A 17,818-nucleotide genomic window follows, 5' to 3' on the forward strand; every position below is an offset into this window, starting at 1 on the left:
AGATTTTTGCAACGAGAAAGGATGACGCACTATGTGTGGGATTGCCGGCTATGTAGATTGGCATACATTTGCACGTTCAGATAAAACCATCATAGAAAATATGACAGATACCCTGTCACTTAGAGGACCGGATGATACGCAGTATTGGTTCCATCCTCACGCTGCCTTTGGACATAAACGTTTGTCTGTAGTAGATTTAGAAGGCGGCGTACAGCCGATGACCAGAAAGGCGAACGGCTACCAATTTACAATTGTTTATAATGGAGAGCTATATAATACGGAAGAATTGAGAACCGACTTAATTAAACAAGGGTATCAGTTTAAGACTACATCTGATACAGAGGTTCTACTTACGGCCTACATTGCTTGGCGAGAAAAGTGTGTAGACCACTTAAATGGAATATATGCTTTTGGGGTTTGGGATGAAGAGAAAAATCAACTTTTTATGAGTCGTGATCGTCTTGGTGTAAAACCGCTTTTTTACTATGAGGCAGAAGGGAAATTTGTGTTTGGGTCAGAATTGAAGGCTATTTTGGCACATGTTGATGTAAAACCAGAAGTAGATAATTCAGGTCTTGCAGAAGTATTTGGACTAGGACCATCACGAACACCAGGTCATGGCCTATTTAAAAGCTGTAAGGAATTGCGAGCAGGACATTCTTTGACCTATTCCAAGCAAGGATTACAGGTATGGCGCTATTGGAATGTAGCGAGTAAACAGCATACCGATTCATTGGACGAAACAGCAGAAAAAGTAAGACATTTATTCGTTGATGCAGTGCAACGTCAGCTCGTTGCAGATGTACCCGTATCAACCTTTTTATCAGGTGGGTTAGACTCCAGCGCGATTACAGCAATCGCTGCAGAGCATTTTGAAAAACTGAGACAAGAACAGCTTACAACTTTTTCAATAGATTATGAGGGAAACGACGAGCATTTTGTTGCAAGTAAGTTCCAACCATCTAGTGATCAACCGTGGATAAAGAAAATGGTTGCTTATAGTAAAACAGATCACCATGATGAAGTGATAAGCGGAAAGGAACTTGCGGACCACTTGAAGGAGTCTGTTTATTTGCGTGACCAGCCTGGTATGGCAGATATTGATTCATCAATGCTATGGTTTTGCCGGAAAATTAAAGAGCATACAACGGTGAGTTTATCAGGAGAATGTGCTGATGAGATCTTTGGTGGCTACCCATGGTTTCATAACCCTCCAAGTAGTGAAGAAGCAAGCTTTCCTTGGATGCGCTCCCTTGATTCGAGGGTGGATTTATTACTCCCAGAATGGCAGGAAAAGCTGGATCTTAAAGTATATGTAGAAAATCGCTATCAGGAAACGATCGCAGAGACCCCGCGCTTGGAGGGAGAGACGGAAGAGGATGCACGTCGTAGAGAACTCTTTTACTTGAACATGCACTGGTTCATGGCACAGCTGCTTGATCGTAAGGACAGGATGAGCATGGGCGCCAGTCTTGAGGTCCGAGTACCCTTTGCAGATCATAAGCTTGTAGAATACGTTTGGAACATTCCATGGGATATAAAAATGGTTGGAGATAGAGAAAAAGGGATCTTACGAAAAGCAATGGAGGGCATATTACCTGATGAAGTGCTATATCGCAAAAAAAGCCCATATCCTAAAACATTTCAACCAGAGTACACGAAGGCAGTCGTTACCTGGATGGAAGAAATTTTAGATGATGAAAATGCCCGGCTTTTTGAATTTATGGATAGAGAGAAAGTAAAAGCTATTTTGGAAAGTGAAGGAAAAGAATTTAAGGATCCGTGGTATGGCCAGCTTATGAAAGGGCCGCAACTCATTGCTCATTTATGCCAAATTGACTATTGGCTGCGGAAGTATAATGTGACCGTATCCGAATAAGTACCTGCAAATTGAGCAGAAATTGGCTGGTGTGAACAAGGGATTGATCCCTAACTCACGCCAGCCAATTTTGCTCTTATAATGACCTTTTTACTATGGATTATCGGATCGCAAGCTCTTGATTAGTTGCTGCCACTTAACTTCAGGTATATACTTCTATTCAATTTTCTCCTCGTTCTATTTCAACCGAAGATATCCCCGTAACTCTCACGACTTGTCCCTCTTTCAATTCAATTTCACTTTCTGTTGAGACGGACCGGCTGCCGATCATTTCAAATACCTGTGTTTCCCCATTTGGATCGAGAATAATAACATGCCCAAAACCGCCTGCAGCGCTTATCGTATAGCTACCAGGTTCAATGTCGGTTCCGACGTGCCAGATCCCAGCGTCCAGTTCAGTGGAAGTTTCCTTTTCCCATCCTAGGAAAGCAGAGGCAGTTTCCAGTCCATCAATTTTAATGGTATGAGATTCATTCACATCTGCAAAAAAACCTAATACACCAGGATATCCGATGATTTCATGAATTAGAAGCTGCCCCTCTTCATCATAGATAAAGATGTTTCCGGAGATTTCACCGGTAAACCAGTACCTTCCAGCTGGTAGTGTAAATTCTTCTTTATTCACAACATCAAAAGAATTGTCCGCTTCCATTTCCTCGTCTGTCTTGTCCCGATCGCTTATTTCAAATATCGTTTCACTTATATTCATTTCTTCCAGCATTTCTTCTTTTTCATCTCCAATAATCTCATGATTTTCCTGGTAGCTCTTTGCTTCTTCAGAAGGTGCGGCTTGGGAAACAGGAGATGTGCAGCCGGATAAAAATAGCAAACTAATGAAAAGAAACATAATTAACCATAAAACACGCAATACGTTCAAACCTCCTCCACTTTTCCTTATGCTAATAGAATCTAACTATGAAAATATTTTTCATAGTATTCGATGGTTCCAAGTGGCCCAATCGTAATTTCCCGGTTAAATGGAAGGAGCCGATTCATCCATTCTGCTTGACTATCCATGACCATATCTTTAATTGGAATACATAGTAAATGATTCGCAATGAAGTGATAATCATCAGGCAGACTGTATGTATTTTTAATATGCTGATACTGCTCCTTTTCCAGTGAAATTTTAATAAACGCATCACCGTCTCCATGAAAATGCTGTTCGTGAATAATTTTGCCGTCTTTTAAAAACAACACCCGATCCGCATATAAATCCAAGTTCTCTAACAAATGGGAAGCTACAAAAATCAATTTTTCCTTTTTTTTCAAGTCATTTAACCGTTGAGATATTAATGCCACGTTGGACAAGTCAAGTCCATTCATGACTTCATCCATAAGCATCATCGGTGTGTCAGCAGCTTCCATCATGGCAAAACACAGTCGTTGACGCATCCCGAGAGAGTACGTACGCACCTTCTTTTTTACATAACCTGTCATATGTAATGCTTCTACGATGGAAGGGACATGCTTTGTTGTTTTCTGCCACATATTTGCATACAATTTCAGATGGTCAATCCCAGATAATTCCTCAAATAAATCACTTTGATCAGGGAATGTTGCCAGCTGTTTATGAATACGTATTTCTTCTTTTTCCGATCTGTAGGAATGTTTTTCGTGAAAGCTTACCGTCCCGCTATTTGGTTTTAAAAAATTGGCAATGACATTAAACAAGGTGGTTTTCCCTGTCCCATTTGGTGCGACTAAACCGATAACTTCACCTTGCTCCGCTGTCAATGAGAGCTTATCAAGTACTTTTTTATCTTTATAAGCTACAGATACATCTTTTAATTTAAGCATGTCGCTTCTCCTCCCGTATTCTGATGCTTCCTTTATCCCGGTGCAACCGTCCATAAGACTCCCACTTCAAAACATGGGGTGAAACAGTGATGTTTAAGTGGAAGTAAACGGACGTTAACACCCCGATTCGTTCAACTAACAATCAGTGGGGGAAGAATGAACCTCCACTGATTGAAGTTTCACTTTATATGAACGCCACTGTATGAGTTTCAGAACACCAGCAATCATTATCGCGAAAACAGCGAGCCAAAGCATCGCATAGCCATAATCTATCTGTTCATTCCCGAATTGGACAGCGATATTACCTGAGAGAACCCCTGCAATATCAAGAACTTTAATCGGGTGCAACCAAACTGTATTCCATCCAATCATTAAGGATAGATCAGGGATGTAAAAAATAACTAGTGCTAGCAATACAGTGGCATACGCACTCTTGAAAATCGTATTAAAGAGGGCGGCAGTATAATAAAGTACGATGACAATAAGGGCAATTGCGAGAAGTATATACATATAATATTGCAATGCAGGTATCGCCACATAGTCATTGTTCATGAAAATCATAACAGGGTAGGATAAGTTTCCAAGACCTGCCTCCCGAGCAGCGATATAACCTCCTACTATAATCCCAGCTGTCAAAAAGACCATCATATACAAAAAGTGAATGATTACTTTTGCGTGTATTTTATTCATAAAAGAGAGTGGGAAGCCCTTCATTACGGTCTGATGTTTTTCTTCATACAAAAGTATTTCGCTGCCGCTGATCATCATAAATAATAGAAAAAACAATCCGCTAAGTATACTAAATGCATGAATGAGATAATTTGTTGCCACAAAAGGATCCGGCTCAAGCTGGATTTGATTTTCCAGCGCATATTGCAAAAATGCATTACTTTGTAAAACTTCTTCTTTCGGAATTATATATTGCGGAGGGATTCCCTGGTTGTCCAACTCATGGGTACGCAATCGTAATTCATTTAACTGGAGACCGTTTTCTATATATTCTTCATTCGTTTCATCCAACCCAACGAAGGCTAAATAGTAGAGCTGATAATTGACTAAAGAAGACTGCTCCAGGTAAATTTCATGAATCTCTGCTCCTTCAGGTGTTTCTTCCTGTGACATAGGAAATGAATCAAAAGTGGCCTCAATCATCGCCTGCTCACTTCTTTTTTCACTTTCTATTGTTTCTACTTCCGTGTCACTGTAATAAAAAAAGAAAATGGGAAAAAAGAGTGCGAGAAGCGCACCCAAAAATAAATTCTTACGGTTGCGTACCATTAATTTAGTTTCAAAAAGAAAATACTTCCAGAACATAATATTTCCATCCTTATATATGGCTTCAATGTAGGGCTAAGCGTAAAACCTACGTTTATTGATTAGCTTTGATACGAAAAACAACGTGATTTCTAGCAGAATAAGTGTGATTAATAGTACTGTAATTCCTTTTGTATACGTGATTGTATCGAGATTAAGTAGGAAGGTTTTTTCCCCTGTTACAACATTACCAAATTCAAAATAGGTTTGCGGAAAGTTGCTGACATCCATTCCGAATAGGTTTCTTGTAGATCTGGAATAGTAGAATCGCTCGGAAAATAATACAATCGTTCCGATAAACAGGACAATCCACTGATTTTTGAATAGTAGGCTAAGTAATGTGCTTAATCGAGTGAAAAGGTAAATCAGAATAACCACCAGACTACATGCTTTCAGTAAAAATTCACCGAAAGCAATAAACGCATAATTTTCCCTCATAATGTTTCCTGCGGCTGTTACAACAGGAATGGAAATGTTAAAAAAACCAACCCCGTTTATAAATGTTATGATCCCTAATCCGGTGAGCATTAATAGGAATAAGACAGCTAAAGTATACGTGAAAGAGGTAAACGATTTTACATTTAACATCCGATACCATGACATAGGAAGGCCTTGCAGCAAAGTTCTGTAACTACGATTCTGTGTTACGATATCACTGCTGAAAAAAATGACTGTAAATAAAATAAGATACGTGACTGGACTCAAAAGTGCATGTTGCAACGTTTGTACAGCTGTTTTTTGTTCAATCATAGGGTAAGTTATCCGCTCATCCTGTTCTAAATGAGCCTCATAATTAAACAATGTTTGATGAAATAAATGCATCTGGTCTTTCACTGGGGAAGGAGACATGGCAAACTGAGGTGCCACATCGTCAAGGAAGCTGCTGAAACCTGATTCATGGGAATACATGAGCAGATGTAAAAACCTTGTAAAGTCTCCATCTTCGTAGGCATGTTTCATCTTGTTATGTAAATGGTAGTTATATGCTGTTGTTGCATATATCGAATTACCGGTAAAATTACCAAACCCCGTTGAGCCTCTGGCCATCCTCGCTTCTTGCTGTATGGCCATCAGTTCTAGCTCCTGGTCTTCAAGATTGGGGTTAAAAGAATCTACGGTTTCCTGATTGGGCTGAATAATAAAACAGAAGGCAAGCAGCAATATAAATAGAAAACCAATAAAAATATTATTTTTCCTGCTTTTTAGCATGAGCATAAATTCATGTTTAAATAAAGATCGAATCATTTCATTTCCCCTTTTTATCCCGGTGCAACCGGACGTAAGACTCCCACTTCAAAACATGAAGTGAAACAGTTAGTTTTTAGTGGGAGCAAACGGACGCTAACACCCGATTCGTTCAACTAACAATCAGTAGGGGAAGAATGAAAACCCCCACTAATTGAAGTTTCACTTTATGCAAAGATATTCTCTGCTGTGCCGCACTTTAGTTTTACTTGTTCTTTCCATGAAAATGGTATTTTGCTAGGCTTTAATACTATGATGAGAAATTTTCTATGTATAATTCCCTAATATTTTCATACTATTCCTAATTTATTATATTATAGCTGTAAAGTAAACAGAAAAAAAGAATTATATTAAATTGTTCATAACTGTATTGGTAGTAATACATTAGGTTATGGTACACCGAAAAATGAATCTATCACAGAGGAAGTAAGGGGTTATTAATCAAAGTAGGCGGTCTATATTTAACAGTATGGCTAACTGTAAAACCATGTTTCATTGTTAAAATTGTATATCAAACATATAGCATTTCCAGTCGACCAAACACCGGAATGAGCAGGATTATTCTAAATTATGGCGAATAAGCTATATCATAGAGAAAATTTAATTGGGGGAATGACGGTGGAGGCACAAAGTATAGAAGTAATCCAAGAAACAAAAAAGAAAAAATGGAGAAAGCGAGTCCTGATAACTACTGGCATAATCATAATTATTCTACTTATCACCTTATTTTTTGTAAACGCATACATAAACCGTTCTCTGGCACAAGTTGATGGAGAAATTGACCTGGCAGGATTACAGAATGAGGTAACAGTCGTGACAGATGAACAAGGAGTGCCACATATTAGCGCAACCACAGAGCATGACTTATATATGGCTCAAGGATATGTGCAGGCTCAACAACGGATTTTTCAAATGGAAATGTCGCGTCGCCAAGCTTCAGGAACATTAAGTGAAATCGTAGGTACAGCAGCAGTGGACAATGATAAATACTTCCGTACTTTGGGTCTAAGAAGAGCGGCTGAGAAATCATATGAGCTATATACCGACGAATCCAAAGCTGTTCTGCAGAGCTTTGCAGATGGCGTTAATGCCTATATTAAAGAAGCAACTGAAGAAAACAGTTTACCAATTGAGTTTACGTTGATGGGGTCCAAGCCAGCTGAATGGACACCATTGGACTCCCTAACGATTGGAAAGTATATGGCATTCGATTTAGGCGGACATTGGGAAAGCCAAGCCTTTAATCACTACCTATTAGAAACATTTGAGGAGGAGAAGGCATTAGAACTTTTCCCAGCATACCCGAAAGATAAGCCGACTATTATCGGGGAAGGGGAACTGGATATTGCTAGTAGTTTTGAGAAGGCAGTCATCCCTCATACGTTTAATGGGAGCAATAACTGGGTGGTTAGCGGTGATAAAACAGCTTCAGGCATGCCCCTGCTTGCGGATGACCCGCATTTGGGATTAGCAACTCCTTCGATTTGGATTCAAATGCATTTACAAGCAGAGGAAATGAATGTAAGTGGCGTTATTTTCGCTGGAGTACCGGGAATTATTCTTGGCCATAACGAGGATATAGCCTGGGGCGTAACCAATACAGGGCCGGACGTGCAACAGCTATATGTCGAAAAGCGTAGCCCGGAAAACGACACAGCATTTCTTTATGAAGATAGCTGGGAAGAAGCAAATGTTATTGAAGAACCAATTAAAGTAAAAGATGAAGAAACAATCGATTATGACGTGATCGAAACAAGGCATGGTCCAATTATTTCCGAATTTGCTGAGGACACAGGCAAAGATACCGTTCTTTCTTTAAGATGGACAGCCTTGGATGCGACAACAGAGCTGGAAGCGATTTTGTCTATTAATAAAGCAGCTGATTGGGAGCAATTCGAAACAGGTCTAGAGAAGTTTCTTGCCCCAGCACAGAATTTTGTGTTTGCCGATAAGTATGGCACCATTGCCTATAAGGCTAACGGGAATATTCCCATTTATGAGAATGGGGAAGATGCTTTGCTTCCATTAGCTGGATGGGAAGCAGAAAATGAATGGAAAGGATTTATTCCGTTTGATGAGCTGCCTCGTGTAGTGAATCCGGAAAAAGGCTATATTGCCACAGCGAACAATAAAATTACTGGAGACAGTTATCCGTACCATATAAGCAACGTTTGGGCACAACCTTACAGGTATGAACGTATTTCTGAAGTGTTAGAAGCAGGAACAAACCTAACAGCAGAAGACATGATGGCATTACAGATGGATATTAAAAATTTACGAGCAAGAGAATTTGTCCCGCTTTTCGCAGAGACTTTAAGTGGAACAGATCTTACGGACACTGAGCAACAGGCTATCCAGCTGTTACGAAAATGGGACTATGAAGATGATGTCGAAAGTTCCCAAGCCCTCCTTTATCACCACTGGATGGAGGAGATCGAAAACCGATTATATAAAGATATACCACGCAACATGATGGGCATGTTTTCTGGTAAAGGACAAACAACAGATGAATTGTTACGAACCGCGCTTCGTGGTGATACTTCTATTTGGGTCGAGGAAGAAGGCGGGATAGAAGGGCTATTGGGAGAAACATTTAGTAAAACGATAGAGAAGCTACAGGAAGAGTATGGGGACGCGATAAATGAATGGCGATGGGGAGACTATCACCAGATTCAATTTGTCCATCCACTCTCTGGAATTAATCCTGTCCTGGCCTTTTTCTTCAATAATGAAAAGCCGATGGAAGTCGGGGGAAGTAGTGTTACACCAATGGCAGCAAGCTATGAGAAAAAGACAGGGATGGTCGATCACGGGGCATCCTGGCGATTTGTGATTGATTCCAATGACATGGAGAAAGGCTATCATATCGTCGGTCCAGGGCAATCCGGGCATTTTAAAAGTGACTGGTATGATGACCAGTTGGAGGATTGGGTGTACGGAAACTATCATGAAACAAATCTTAAGTCATTCAATGGCGAGGAACTTACTTTGAAGCCGAAATAATTCCACTTGCCATGTGGCGAGAAAAACGACAAAATAAGAGATATGCTAGAAATAGAAAGGGAGAACATAATGAATTACTATGCGGCATCGTTGCCAATGAAAGACGAGGAAAAAAGTAAAAAGTATCGTCATGACCATTTAGCCTATTTGGAAGAGATGGAGGAACAGGGAAAGGTATTTGCCAAAGGTAGATTTACAGACGGTGCTGGTGGACTTGTCATTTACCAGGCTGATAGTCTAGAAGAAGCAGAAGCATTAGTTAAAGCAGATCCGTATGTTGAAAAAGGTGCACGAAATTATGAAGTGCATGAATGGACAATGGTGCTTGTAGGGGACAAACCACAATCATAATTGCATTGACAGTGTTATGGCCAATCGATATAATATGTCAGGTAACAATGCGAGAGGTTCTTAGCTTAAACCCTCTATAAAAAACTAAGGACAGATGATGCGAATCGAGCCATGTGCCTTAGTAGGTACATGGCTTTTTTGATGTGAAAAATAGTAAGAGGAGGTAAATACGATGAAAGAACAAGATCTTTCCGAACTAACACTGCTTGGAAGTCAGGGAACAACTTATGCGTTTGACTATAATCCTGATGTGCTAGAAATCTTTGAAAACAACCATCAGGACAGAGACTACTTTGTGAAATTTAATTGTCCTGAATTTACGACGCTTTGTCCGATGACAGGACAGCCAGATTTCGCTACCTTATACATAAGCTATATTCCCGATGTGAAAATGGTAGAAAGTAAGGCTCTAAAACTGTATTTGTTTAGCTTTCGTAACCATGGTGGGTTTCATGAGGACAGTATTAATGTGATCATGAACGATTTGATTAACTTAATGGATCCTAGGTATATCGAAGTGTGGGGTAAATTCACCCCTCGTGGTGGCATCTCGATCGATCCCTATTGTAACTATGGGAAGCCTGGAACAAAGTATGAAAAAATGGCAGAGCAACGACTAATGAATCATGATCTTTATCCAGAAAAAGTAGACAATCGATAATAGAGGGTTGCTAAGTTCTTCTCATTAGAGAGGAGAGAAAAAAATGTATTTATATCTAAATGCTTTATTTGCAGGACTATTAATAGTATCTAATATTCTAGGTGTAAAACTCTTTGCAATCGGAGAGTTTATTTTACCGGCAGCGGTTATCGTATATGTAATTACTTTTATCATCACGGATGTTATTGGGGAGGTATACGGGAAGCAAGCTGCAAGGAAAACAGTTCAGGCAGGCTTTCTGACACAAATCCTCGTACTCGTTTTTGTATTTATTGCAATCGAGTTACCAGCGGCACCAGTCTTTACAGTACAGACAGAATTCGAAATCATTCTAGGTGGTAGCTTCCGTGTGATGCTAGCAAGTCTATTATCATATTTGGCCAGTCAGCACTTGGATGTCAGCTTGTTTCATCGCCTAAAAAAGAAGCATGGTAATAGTAAGCTATGGCTACGTAACAATCTCTCCACCATGACGAGTCAGCTGGTGGATACGAGCATCTTTATCACCATTGCATTCTGGGGAACAGTGCCAACTGCCGTTTTACTTGGAATGATTGCCACACAATATTGTTTTAAACTGCTTGTTGCCATTGTAGATACTCCTATTGTGTATCTTCTTGTCAGACTAGCTAAGCGTGACAAAGATAAAGCCGAAACGAGCGATTTACTTGTAAACCATTCCTAACATTGGAATGGTTTTTTTATGCCTTGGAGCATAGACAATCTAGGAAACTTGCACTACAAAACAGTTTCATTTCCCGGGAAATATATGTCGTTATTTGCGGGGAAACACCACTTAAAGCATGAGATAGCTACGGTATTATTTTTAATCTAGTTACATAAACTAATAACGCTTGTACCTTATTTGAGATAGAAGGGGGGCAATCCATGTGAGACTTTCTGCTTGTAAAGACTGGTATACGGTACAAAGGTATGAGGCTAGTAAGAAAGAAATCTAATAATCTAGGAATAATTTATTAAATTCAATTGACACCGCTTTCAGTTTGGTTTATGATGAAAGCACAAGTTAATTATGTGGCGGAGATATGGAGACCCACACTTTAATAGATATTCCTTGCTAGGAGTATGTCTGTTAAAGTGTGGGTCTTTAACCGTTGGCGATTAACTATTAATGAACATAAAGGGGTGTTTTACATGTCCGAGTTTTTAGCAGAACTTATTGGTACGATGATTTTAATCATTTTTGGTGGCGGTGTAGTAGGTGGCGTTGTCTTGAAGAAAACCAAAGCAGAAGGTGCTGGCTGGGTAGTCATTACAATAGGCTGGGGGCTTGCCGTTGCTTTAGGTGTTTATGCCGTTGGGAATTTTTCAGGAGCACATTTAAACCCTGCCGTAACGCTCGGGTTTGCCGCAATTGGTGAATTTCCGTGGGCGGACGTACCATTATACATTACAGCACAATTAATTGGTGCCATGATTGGGGCAGCAATCGTATTCTTTAATTACTTACCACATTGGAAAGAGACAGAAGATCAAGGTGCAAAGCTGGCCGTGTTTGCTACAGATCCAGCAATTCGTAGCCCATTCTCGAATCTAATTAGTGAGATGGTTGGAACCTTCGCTTTATTAATGGGACTTTTATTCATCGGTGCAAACGAATTCACAGAAGGTTTGAACCCAATTATCGTTGGTGCTCTTATCATTGCAATCGGGATGTCACTCGGTGGAGCTACAGGTTATGCGATTAACCCTGCAAGGGATTTGGGTCCACGTATCGCGCATGCGCTTCTTCCTATACCAGGAAAAGGCGGTTCTGACTGGGGGTATTCTTGGATTCCGGTTGTAGGACCAATTCTTGGAGGTATCTACGGAGCAGTATTCTATAATGCTATGTTTCTAGGAAACTTCGGTGCTCTCTTCTGGATAATGAGCGCATTGGTAGCAATCCTATTCATTGGTGCAGCGAATGCTGAATTGAAAAAAGGAAAAAGCACAGCAAATAAAGTAGAACAAAAAATTTCTTAAGGGGGAATTATAATGAGTAAAAAATATATCTTATCCATTGATCAAGGGACAACGAGTTCACGAGCCATTTTATTTAATCATGACGGAGAAATCGTAGAAACAGCACAAAAGGAATTTCAGCAGTTTTTCCCACAGCCAGGTTGGGTAGAGCATGATGCAAATGAAATCTGGACTTCCGTACTTGCCTGTATCGCGGACGTGCTTCGTAAAGCAGATGCTGAACCAACAGATATAGCTGGTATCGGAATCACGAACCAACGTGAAACAGCTGTTGTCTGGAATAAAAACACAGGGAAGCCGATTTATCAGGCGATTGTCTGGCAATCAAGACAAACAGAAGGTATTTGTCGAGAGCTAAGAGAAGCAGGACACAATGAACTTTTCAATAAGAAAACAGGTTTACTACTTGATCCATATTTCTCTGGAACAAAAGTGAAATGGATTTTGGATAATGTAGCAGGTGCAAGAGAGAAAGCAGATAATGGTGATCTGTTATTTGGAACAATTGACAGCTGGCTTGTTTACAAGCTTTCCGGTGGAAAAACACATATCACCGATTACTCTAATGCATCAAGAACCCTTATGTTTAATATCTATGATTTAAAATGGGACGATGAATTGCTTGATATTCTAACTGTACCGAAAAGCATGCTACCAGAGGTGAAGCAATCGTCTGAAGTGTACGCGAATACCGCTTCTTATCATTTCTTTGGCCATGAAGTGCCAATTGCAGGTATCGCAGGAGACCAACAGGCAGCATTATTTGGTCAGGCGTGTTTTGAAAAAGGCATGGCTAAAAACACATATGGAACTGGTTGTTTCATGCTCATGAATACTGGCGAAGAAGGCGTTAAATCTGAGCATGGATTGTTAACAACACTTGCTTGGGGTGTTGATGGAAAAGTCGAGTATGCATTAGAAGGTAGTATTTTTGTTGCCGGCTCTGCGATTCAATGGTTACGTGATGGCTTGAAAGTAATTGAAAGCGCACCACAAAGTGAGCAGCTTGCTACCAATGTAGATTCTACAGATGGTGTGTACATGGTACCGGCATTCGTTGGACTTGGCACACCGTATTGGGATAGTGATGCAAGGGGCGCTATGTTCGGGCTTACTCGTGGGACTACAAAGGACCACATTGTCCGCGCAACGTTAGAATCACTTGCATATCAAACAAAAGATGTATTGGATGCGATGATTAAAGACTCTGAAATTGATTTAAAAACCTTGCGTGTAGATGGTGGAGCTGTGAAAAATGATTTCCTTATGCAATTCCAAAGTGACATGCTAGATGTACCTGTTGAACGCCCAGTTGTCCAGGAGACAACTGCACTTGGATCTGCTTATTTAGCTGGATTGGCAGTAGGGTATTGGAAAGATAAAGAGGAAATTGCGAAACAGTGGAATATCGAAAAAACGTTTGAACCTGATATGGAAGAAGAGAAGCGTAACAGCCTTTATTCTGGTTGGGAAAAAGCAGTGGAGTCTACAAGAACGTTTAAATAGAAACCCGTAAAGGGAAAGGAAAGGGGAAGCTCCATTTATCTTTATAAACAAAGGTAAGTAGAGACTTCCTCTTTCTCATATACAATGGAAAATGACAGAGTAAAAGAAATCGAAAAGAAGCACATTAATAGCTAACGTGCATGATTGCTTGATTCATTGCAAACTTTAATGGAAGAGGAGAGAAGATAATGAAAAAAATTATTAACGATCCAAATCAAGTTGTACAAGACATGGTGCAAGGAATGGTAGCAGCCTACCCAGAAGCACTAAAGCAAGTACCTGAGACAATGGTTCTTGCTAGAAAAGATTCACCAGTCCAAGGAAAAGTAGGGATTGTCAGTGGTGGAGGAAGCGGCCATGAGCCAGCACATGCTGGCTATGTTGGAAAAGGAATGCTTGATGCTGCAGTAGCAGGTGAAGTGTTTACCTCGCCAACACCAGATCAAGTATTGGAAGCGATCAAGGCAGTAGATGGTGGGTCGGGCGTATTTCTTGTTATAAAGAATTATACAGGAGACGTTATAAACTTTGAAATGGCGGCAGAACTAGCAGAAGCTGAAGGTATTGATGTTCAGTATGTCGTCGTCAATGATGATGTTGCAGTAGAAGATAGTTCGTTTACGACTGGCCGACGAGGTATTGCAGGAACAGTCTTTGTCCATAAAATTACAGGCGCAAAAGCAGAGTCTGGTGGATCTTTAACAGAAGTGAAACAGGTTGGAGAAAAAGTGGTTGCCAACGTCCGCTCCATGGGGATGGCATTAAAACCATGTACTGTCCCGGCAGCTGGGAGTCCAAGCTTTGAATTGAAAGACGATGAAATGGAGATCGGCATTGGAATTCATGGCGAGCCTGGGATAGAGCGGAAGGAAATAGCCAGCGCAGACCAAATAGCAGAGGAATTAACCGCAAAAGTATTACAAGATCTTGATTATACTACAGGCGAAGATGTTGCTGTGATGATTAATGGTCTTGGTTCTACACCAGAAATGGAGCTGTACATTGTAAATAAACGGGTACAGGAAATACTGAAAGAGAAAGGTATTACCGTGTACAAGACATTTGTCGGAGAGTACATGACAGCACTTGAGATGACAGGATGTTCTGTCACCTTACTCAAGCTGGATGATGAGCTAAAAACATTGCTGGATGCCGATTCAGATGCTCCTGCTTTTCGTAGCTAATATTGGTCAACAAAGAAAGGAGAATTCGCAATGGGATTAGACGTACAACTCATAGTAGACTGGATGAAAAAAACAAATGAAAAAATGCAGGAAAACAAACCTTATTTAACGACATTGGATCAACCGATAGGGGACGGCGACCATGGGATTAATATGGCAAGGGGCTTTCAAGAAGTCGAAAATAAGGTAACAAAGGAAACCTATGAGACACCTGCAGATGTGCTAAAAGATGTTGCCATGACGCTCATGTCAAAAGTGGGTGGTGCGTCTGGCCCATTATTTGGAACAGCCTTTTTAAAACTCTCGACTGCCGTGAAAGGTGCCGAAACGGTCTCATATGAGGCTTTTGTTAACGGGATAGAACAGGCAGTCGCAGGGGTAAAACAACGTGGTAAGGCAGAAGCTGGAGAAAAAACCATGGTTGATGTGTGGTACCCGGTTTCCGAAGCGCTCACGGAAGAGCAAGATTTTACAGCAGAGGTTTTATCAGAGACAGCAAAGCAGGCAATGGAGAATACGAAGGATATGCTGGCCACAAAAGGGCGTGCCGCTTATTTTAAAGACAAGTCACAGGGACATATTGATCCAGGTTCTGCCTCTTCCTTCTATTTATTTGAAGCATTAAGTGATGTACTAAAGGAGCGTGCATAATCGATGAGTTCTTATGTAGGTATTGTCCTGATTTCTCATAGCCCTAAAATAGCGGAAGGTCTCAAAGATCTAATTCGTCAGGTAATGACAGACGTACCAATTGAAACAGCCGGTGGTACAGATGACGGTGAGATTGGTACTAGTATTGAGAAAATCACAAGCGCGATAGCGGAAGCAGACAAGGGAGAAGGCGTGCTGTTATTTTATGATATCGGTAGCGCCAAGATGAATGCGGAAATGGCAATCGAAATGAACGAGACAGAGAAGGCTCTCCTTGTTGAAGGTCCTTTAGTTGAAGGGGCTTATGTAGCAGCAGTGGAGTCAGGCATGGGGAAAACCTTGCAGGAAGTGCATGACGCTGTAAAGAAAGCATTTTAAAATAGAATAGAGAAACAGCCTTAGGGGAGAAAATCCTTGAGGCTGTTTTTTTGATAAGATGGTGGATTAGCGAAGGAAAAAAAGAGGATGTGAAATTCACCTTACTTCATAAACCTTCTAACCTGGATACCATTTATAACGGTTATGCTAGCCATAACTACTAGCCAAATATAGAGAAGTTTTGGGTCTAGTTCAAGCGTTTCTATCAAATATAAGATATTGGCACGAACAGGAAAATAAACCCGTTAAGGATGGCTTGTTTTCCTTGCTGTTTCATATATGCCTCTTTATCCTTTATGTTTTTTGACTTCCCGGTGATACGCCAAAGAAGCAGGTCTTCTGCTTTGTTATTCAAGTAAGCATAACCGAGGATGAATAAAAAGGTAGACATGATAATTAAAACGATGCCTAAAAGTACAAGCAAATAAAAAATCCTTTCCCAAAAATGACATGTTTCTTATTGGATCCTATCCGATTCAGGAATCTCTCTGTTTCAACACTATCGCGTGCATATTTAGATAAATTGCATAAATCCCGACTAACAGAATAATGACTTGTCAATTAGATTAATACCAAGCCAGTAATTAAATACAAATAGTAACAAAGCAGAAATTACTACAATAGCCAGCACATTTTTAAAATACTTATTCATTATTGATCCCTCTTATTTCAATTTTTTCATATACCAAGCATCCATTGCATCATGATCAGATCCCTCTAGTGCTTGATCAAGCAGCTCAAAGCCTAATTTATTGTATAAGGAATTTGCTACCTTGAGCTTGTCTAATGTTTCTAAGTAACAATATGAGTAATGTTCCTTCGCGTATGTAAGAGCCACATTCATCAGCTTTTTTGACAGTCCTATTCCTTGAACTTCTGGTGCGATGTAAAGCTTTTGAAGTTCACACACGTCTGCGGACTGTCCATATGGACCAATGCCAACACCACCGACGACCACGTCTTGTTCATTGACAGCAACCCAATAATTAGCCGTTGCCAGTTGCTGGTAAAATTGCGCCAAGCTTGCTAGTTGCGGATCAAAGTATGCTGTTCCCGGAATGTCTAAATTAAATGATTCTAATGAAAGTTTGATAATATGTTCTATTCTTTGGTTATCTTTTACTTCTATTTCTCGAATAATCATGAAAATGCTCCCCCAGCGTATGCAATTTATAGTATTATTCTATTCACTTTCTTTCTACAATTCAATTTAATTGAAGGATATCGTGTAGTTTTTCTAACAGAAGTGTATATCACCCAACCAGATACATGTTATAGGACTCGAGTTTAATAGTTAAAGATTAGGAGATAAAGGACACAACATCCAGCGGAGGAAAATTTGTAGACTCCTAGGGGAGAAAAGGCCTAGATAAGGCCCCGTAGTGCGTAAAGCACGAGGAGACTTAGCAGCCGCCCCTGGAAAGCGTAAAATTTTCCGTAGCGATGATTTAAACACTTTCCTCATCATTAGCATTTCTGGAGGATAACACTTCATCACTCATCCTCGATTCTTAGAAAAACTTTCTAATTCTCTCTCAATCTCTTCATCACTCACCTCAACTTTTTCCTCTTTTAAATCAAGATGTTTACTAATCATTGTTAGTTTTTCTTTAATAGATAGTAACTGGCTAATACCATAGAATAGCGACCCTGCGATAATGCCAAATGCAATTACGATACCAAAAACATTAAAATGGAGTAGGATATACCCTAAAATGCTACTAAAAAAGATAGCTCCAAATAATTTCATTGATTTAACTCCTCCTTAGAAAAAAATCCCTAATGCCATGATACCATTTTGTCACTGCTTGTTAAGATCGTATTTGATAATGTGATATGATAAGCTAAGAATTTATTTTA

Annotated in this window: 17 protein-coding genes and 1 riboswitch; of the genes, 10 read left to right on the forward strand and 7 right to left on the reverse strand. The window is 40.1% G+C overall.

The genetic code is table 11. From position 1 onward, the window contains the following. The first annotated feature begins 31 nt into the window (after positions 1 to 31). Complete coding sequence (asnB, locus tag K3T81_RS10360) at positions 32 to 1,879, forward strand: asparagine synthase (glutamine-hydrolyzing) (protein ID WP_238019847.1); 1,848 nt, start codon at positions 32 to 34, stop codon at positions 1,877 to 1,879. Positions 1,880 to 2,039: 160 nt separating this feature from the next. On the opposite strand, the gene K3T81_RS10365 is transcribed toward asnB, so the two are convergent. From K3T81_RS10365 to K3T81_RS10380, 4 genes are all read right to left on the reverse strand, one after another. Further along, a complete protein-coding gene (locus tag K3T81_RS10365; protein WP_238019855.1) occupies positions 2,040 to 2,747 on the reverse strand; it encodes a hypothetical protein in 708 nt (235 codons plus the stop codon). Positions 2,748 to 2,788: 41 nt separating this feature from the next. Then, complete coding sequence (locus tag K3T81_RS10370) at positions 2,789 to 3,679, reverse strand: ABC transporter ATP-binding protein (protein ID WP_238019857.1); 891 nt, start codon at positions 3,677 to 3,679, stop codon at positions 2,789 to 2,791. Positions 3,680 to 3,814: 135 nt separating this feature from the next. Next, positions 3,815 to 4,993 carry a hypothetical protein gene (locus K3T81_RS10375; RefSeq protein WP_238019859.1) on the reverse strand — a complete coding sequence of 393 codons (1,179 nt, stop codon included), beginning with the start codon at positions 4,991 to 4,993 and terminating at the stop codon, positions 3,815 to 3,817. Between the two features lie 36 nt (positions 4,994 to 5,029). Further along, on the reverse strand, positions 5,030 to 6,238 hold the full coding sequence (locus K3T81_RS10380) for a hypothetical protein (RefSeq protein ID WP_238019861.1): 1,209 nt from the start codon (positions 6,236 to 6,238) through the stop codon (positions 5,030 to 5,032). Positions 6,239 to 6,808: 570 nt separating this feature from the next. Between K3T81_RS10380 and K3T81_RS10385 the strand changes: the two genes are divergently transcribed. From K3T81_RS10385 to dhaM, 9 genes are all read left to right on the forward strand, one after another. After that, positions 6,809 to 9,241 carry a penicillin acylase family protein gene (locus tag K3T81_RS10385; protein ID WP_420830821.1) on the forward strand — a complete coding sequence of 811 codons (2,433 nt, stop codon included), beginning with the start codon at positions 6,809 to 6,811 and terminating at the stop codon, positions 9,239 to 9,241. A gap of 69 nt (positions 9,242 to 9,310) precedes the next feature. Beyond that, positions 9,311 to 9,592, forward strand: a complete 282-nt coding sequence (locus tag K3T81_RS10390) for a YciI family protein (protein ID WP_238019864.1) — start codon at positions 9,311 to 9,313, stop codon at positions 9,590 to 9,592. A 47-nt stretch (positions 9,593 to 9,639) separates the two neighbouring features. Further along, a riboswitch (PreQ1 riboswitch) is annotated at positions 9,640 to 9,686 on the forward strand. A 78-nt stretch (positions 9,687 to 9,764) separates the two neighbouring features. Then, positions 9,765 to 10,253 carry a preQ(1) synthase gene (queF, locus tag K3T81_RS10395; RefSeq protein WP_238019872.1) on the forward strand — a complete coding sequence of 163 codons (489 nt, stop codon included), beginning with the start codon at positions 9,765 to 9,767 and terminating at the stop codon, positions 10,251 to 10,253. Between the two features lie 43 nt (positions 10,254 to 10,296). Then, positions 10,297 to 10,938 (forward strand): queuosine precursor transporter, encoded by a 642-nt coding sequence (locus tag K3T81_RS10400; protein WP_238019875.1) that lies wholly within the window; start codon positions 10,297 to 10,299, stop codon positions 10,936 to 10,938. Between the two features lie 470 nt (positions 10,939 to 11,408). Next, the gene (locus K3T81_RS10405; RefSeq protein WP_238019876.1) at positions 11,409 to 12,239 is read left to right on the forward strand and encodes an MIP/aquaporin family protein; all 831 of its coding nucleotides are present in this window, start codon (positions 11,409 to 11,411) and stop codon (positions 12,237 to 12,239) included. A gap of 12 nt (positions 12,240 to 12,251) precedes the next feature. After that, complete coding sequence (gene glpK / locus K3T81_RS10410) at positions 12,252 to 13,745, forward strand: glycerol kinase GlpK (RefSeq protein WP_238019883.1); 1,494 nt, start codon at positions 12,252 to 12,254, stop codon at positions 13,743 to 13,745. Between the two features lie 188 nt (positions 13,746 to 13,933). Further along, positions 13,934 to 14,929, forward strand: coding sequence for a dihydroxyacetone kinase subunit DhaK (gene dhaK / locus K3T81_RS10415; RefSeq protein ID WP_161464657.1), 996 nt, complete (start codon positions 13,934 to 13,936; stop codon positions 14,927 to 14,929). 30 nt (positions 14,930 to 14,959) lie between these two features. After that, positions 14,960 to 15,580, forward strand: coding sequence for a dihydroxyacetone kinase subunit DhaL (gene dhaL, locus K3T81_RS10420; protein ID WP_238019885.1), 621 nt, complete (start codon positions 14,960 to 14,962; stop codon positions 15,578 to 15,580). 3 nt (positions 15,581 to 15,583) lie between these two features. Next, entirely contained in the window at positions 15,584 to 15,958 is a 375-nt protein-coding gene (gene dhaM / locus K3T81_RS10425) for a dihydroxyacetone kinase phosphoryl donor subunit DhaM (RefSeq protein WP_106897477.1), read from the forward strand. Positions 15,959 to 16,163: 205 nt separating this feature from the next. Here dhaM and K3T81_RS10430 read toward each other — a convergent pair whose 3' ends face one another. The 3 genes from K3T81_RS10430 to K3T81_RS10440 all read right to left on the reverse strand — a co-directional run bounded on the left by K3T81_RS10430 (position 16,164) and on the right by K3T81_RS10440 (position 17,708). Beyond that, positions 16,164 to 16,382: a hypothetical protein gene (locus K3T81_RS10430; protein ID WP_238019887.1), complete on the reverse strand. Its 219-nt coding sequence runs from the start codon at positions 16,380 to 16,382 to the stop codon at positions 16,164 to 16,166. 240 nt (positions 16,383 to 16,622) lie between these two features. Next, complete coding sequence (locus tag K3T81_RS10435; protein ID WP_238019889.1) at positions 16,623 to 17,102, reverse strand: GNAT family N-acetyltransferase; 480 nt, start codon at positions 17,100 to 17,102, stop codon at positions 16,623 to 16,625. Positions 17,103 to 17,456: 354 nt separating this feature from the next. Beyond that, on the reverse strand, positions 17,457 to 17,708 hold the full coding sequence (locus tag K3T81_RS10440; protein WP_106897474.1) for a hypothetical protein: 252 nt from the start codon (positions 17,706 to 17,708) through the stop codon (positions 17,457 to 17,459). Positions 17,709 to 17,818 lie beyond the last annotated feature (110 nt).

This window comes from Oceanobacillus jordanicus (assembly GCF_022095695.1).
Classification (GTDB): Bacteria; Bacillota; Bacilli; order Bacillales; family Amphibacillaceae; genus Oceanobacillus_B; species Oceanobacillus_B jordanicus.

Bases quoted from the DNA above. Each gene is read 5' to 3' on its own strand.
- K3T81_RS10375 (WP_238019859.1), bottom strand. From the start codon at position 4,993: ATGTTCTGGAAGTATTTTCTTTTTGAAACTAAATTAATGGTACGCAAC.
- glpK (WP_238019883.1), top strand. From the start codon at position 12,252: ATGAGTAAAAAATATATCTTATCCATTGATCAAGGGACAACGAGTTCA.
- dhaL (WP_238019885.1), top strand. From the start codon at position 14,960: ATGGGATTAGACGTACAACTCATAGTAGACTGGATGAAAAAAACAAAT.
- K3T81_RS10385 (WP_420830821.1), top strand. From the start codon at position 6,809: ATGGCGAATAAGCTATATCATAGAGAAAATTTAATTGGGGGAATGACG.
- K3T81_RS10370 (WP_238019857.1), bottom strand. From the start codon at position 3,679: ATGCTTAAATTAAAAGATGTATCTGTAGCTTATAAAGATAAAAAAGTA.
- queF (WP_238019872.1), top strand. From the start codon at position 9,765: ATGAAAGAACAAGATCTTTCCGAACTAACACTGCTTGGAAGTCAGGGA.
- K3T81_RS10405 (WP_238019876.1), top strand. From the start codon at position 11,409: ATGTCCGAGTTTTTAGCAGAACTTATTGGTACGATGATTTTAATCATT.
- K3T81_RS10440 (WP_106897474.1), bottom strand. From the start codon at position 17,708: ATGAAATTATTTGGAGCTATCTTTTTTAGTAGCATTTTAGGGTATATC.
- dhaM (WP_106897477.1), top strand. From the start codon at position 15,584: ATGAGTTCTTATGTAGGTATTGTCCTGATTTCTCATAGCCCTAAAATA.
- K3T81_RS10390 (WP_238019864.1), top strand. From the start codon at position 9,311: ATGAATTACTATGCGGCATCGTTGCCAATGAAAGACGAGGAAAAAAGT.
- dhaK (WP_161464657.1), top strand. From the start codon at position 13,934: ATGAAAAAAATTATTAACGATCCAAATCAAGTTGTACAAGACATGGTG.
- K3T81_RS10435 (WP_238019889.1), bottom strand. From the start codon at position 17,102: ATGATTATTCGAGAAATAGAAGTAAAAGATAACCAAAGAATAGAACAT.
- K3T81_RS10400 (WP_238019875.1), top strand. From the start codon at position 10,297: ATGTATTTATATCTAAATGCTTTATTTGCAGGACTATTAATAGTATCT.
- K3T81_RS10380 (WP_238019861.1), bottom strand. From the start codon at position 6,238: ATGATTCGATCTTTATTTAAACATGAATTTATGCTCATGCTAAAAAGC.
- asnB (WP_238019847.1), top strand. From the start codon at position 32: ATGTGTGGGATTGCCGGCTATGTAGATTGGCATACATTTGCACGTTCA.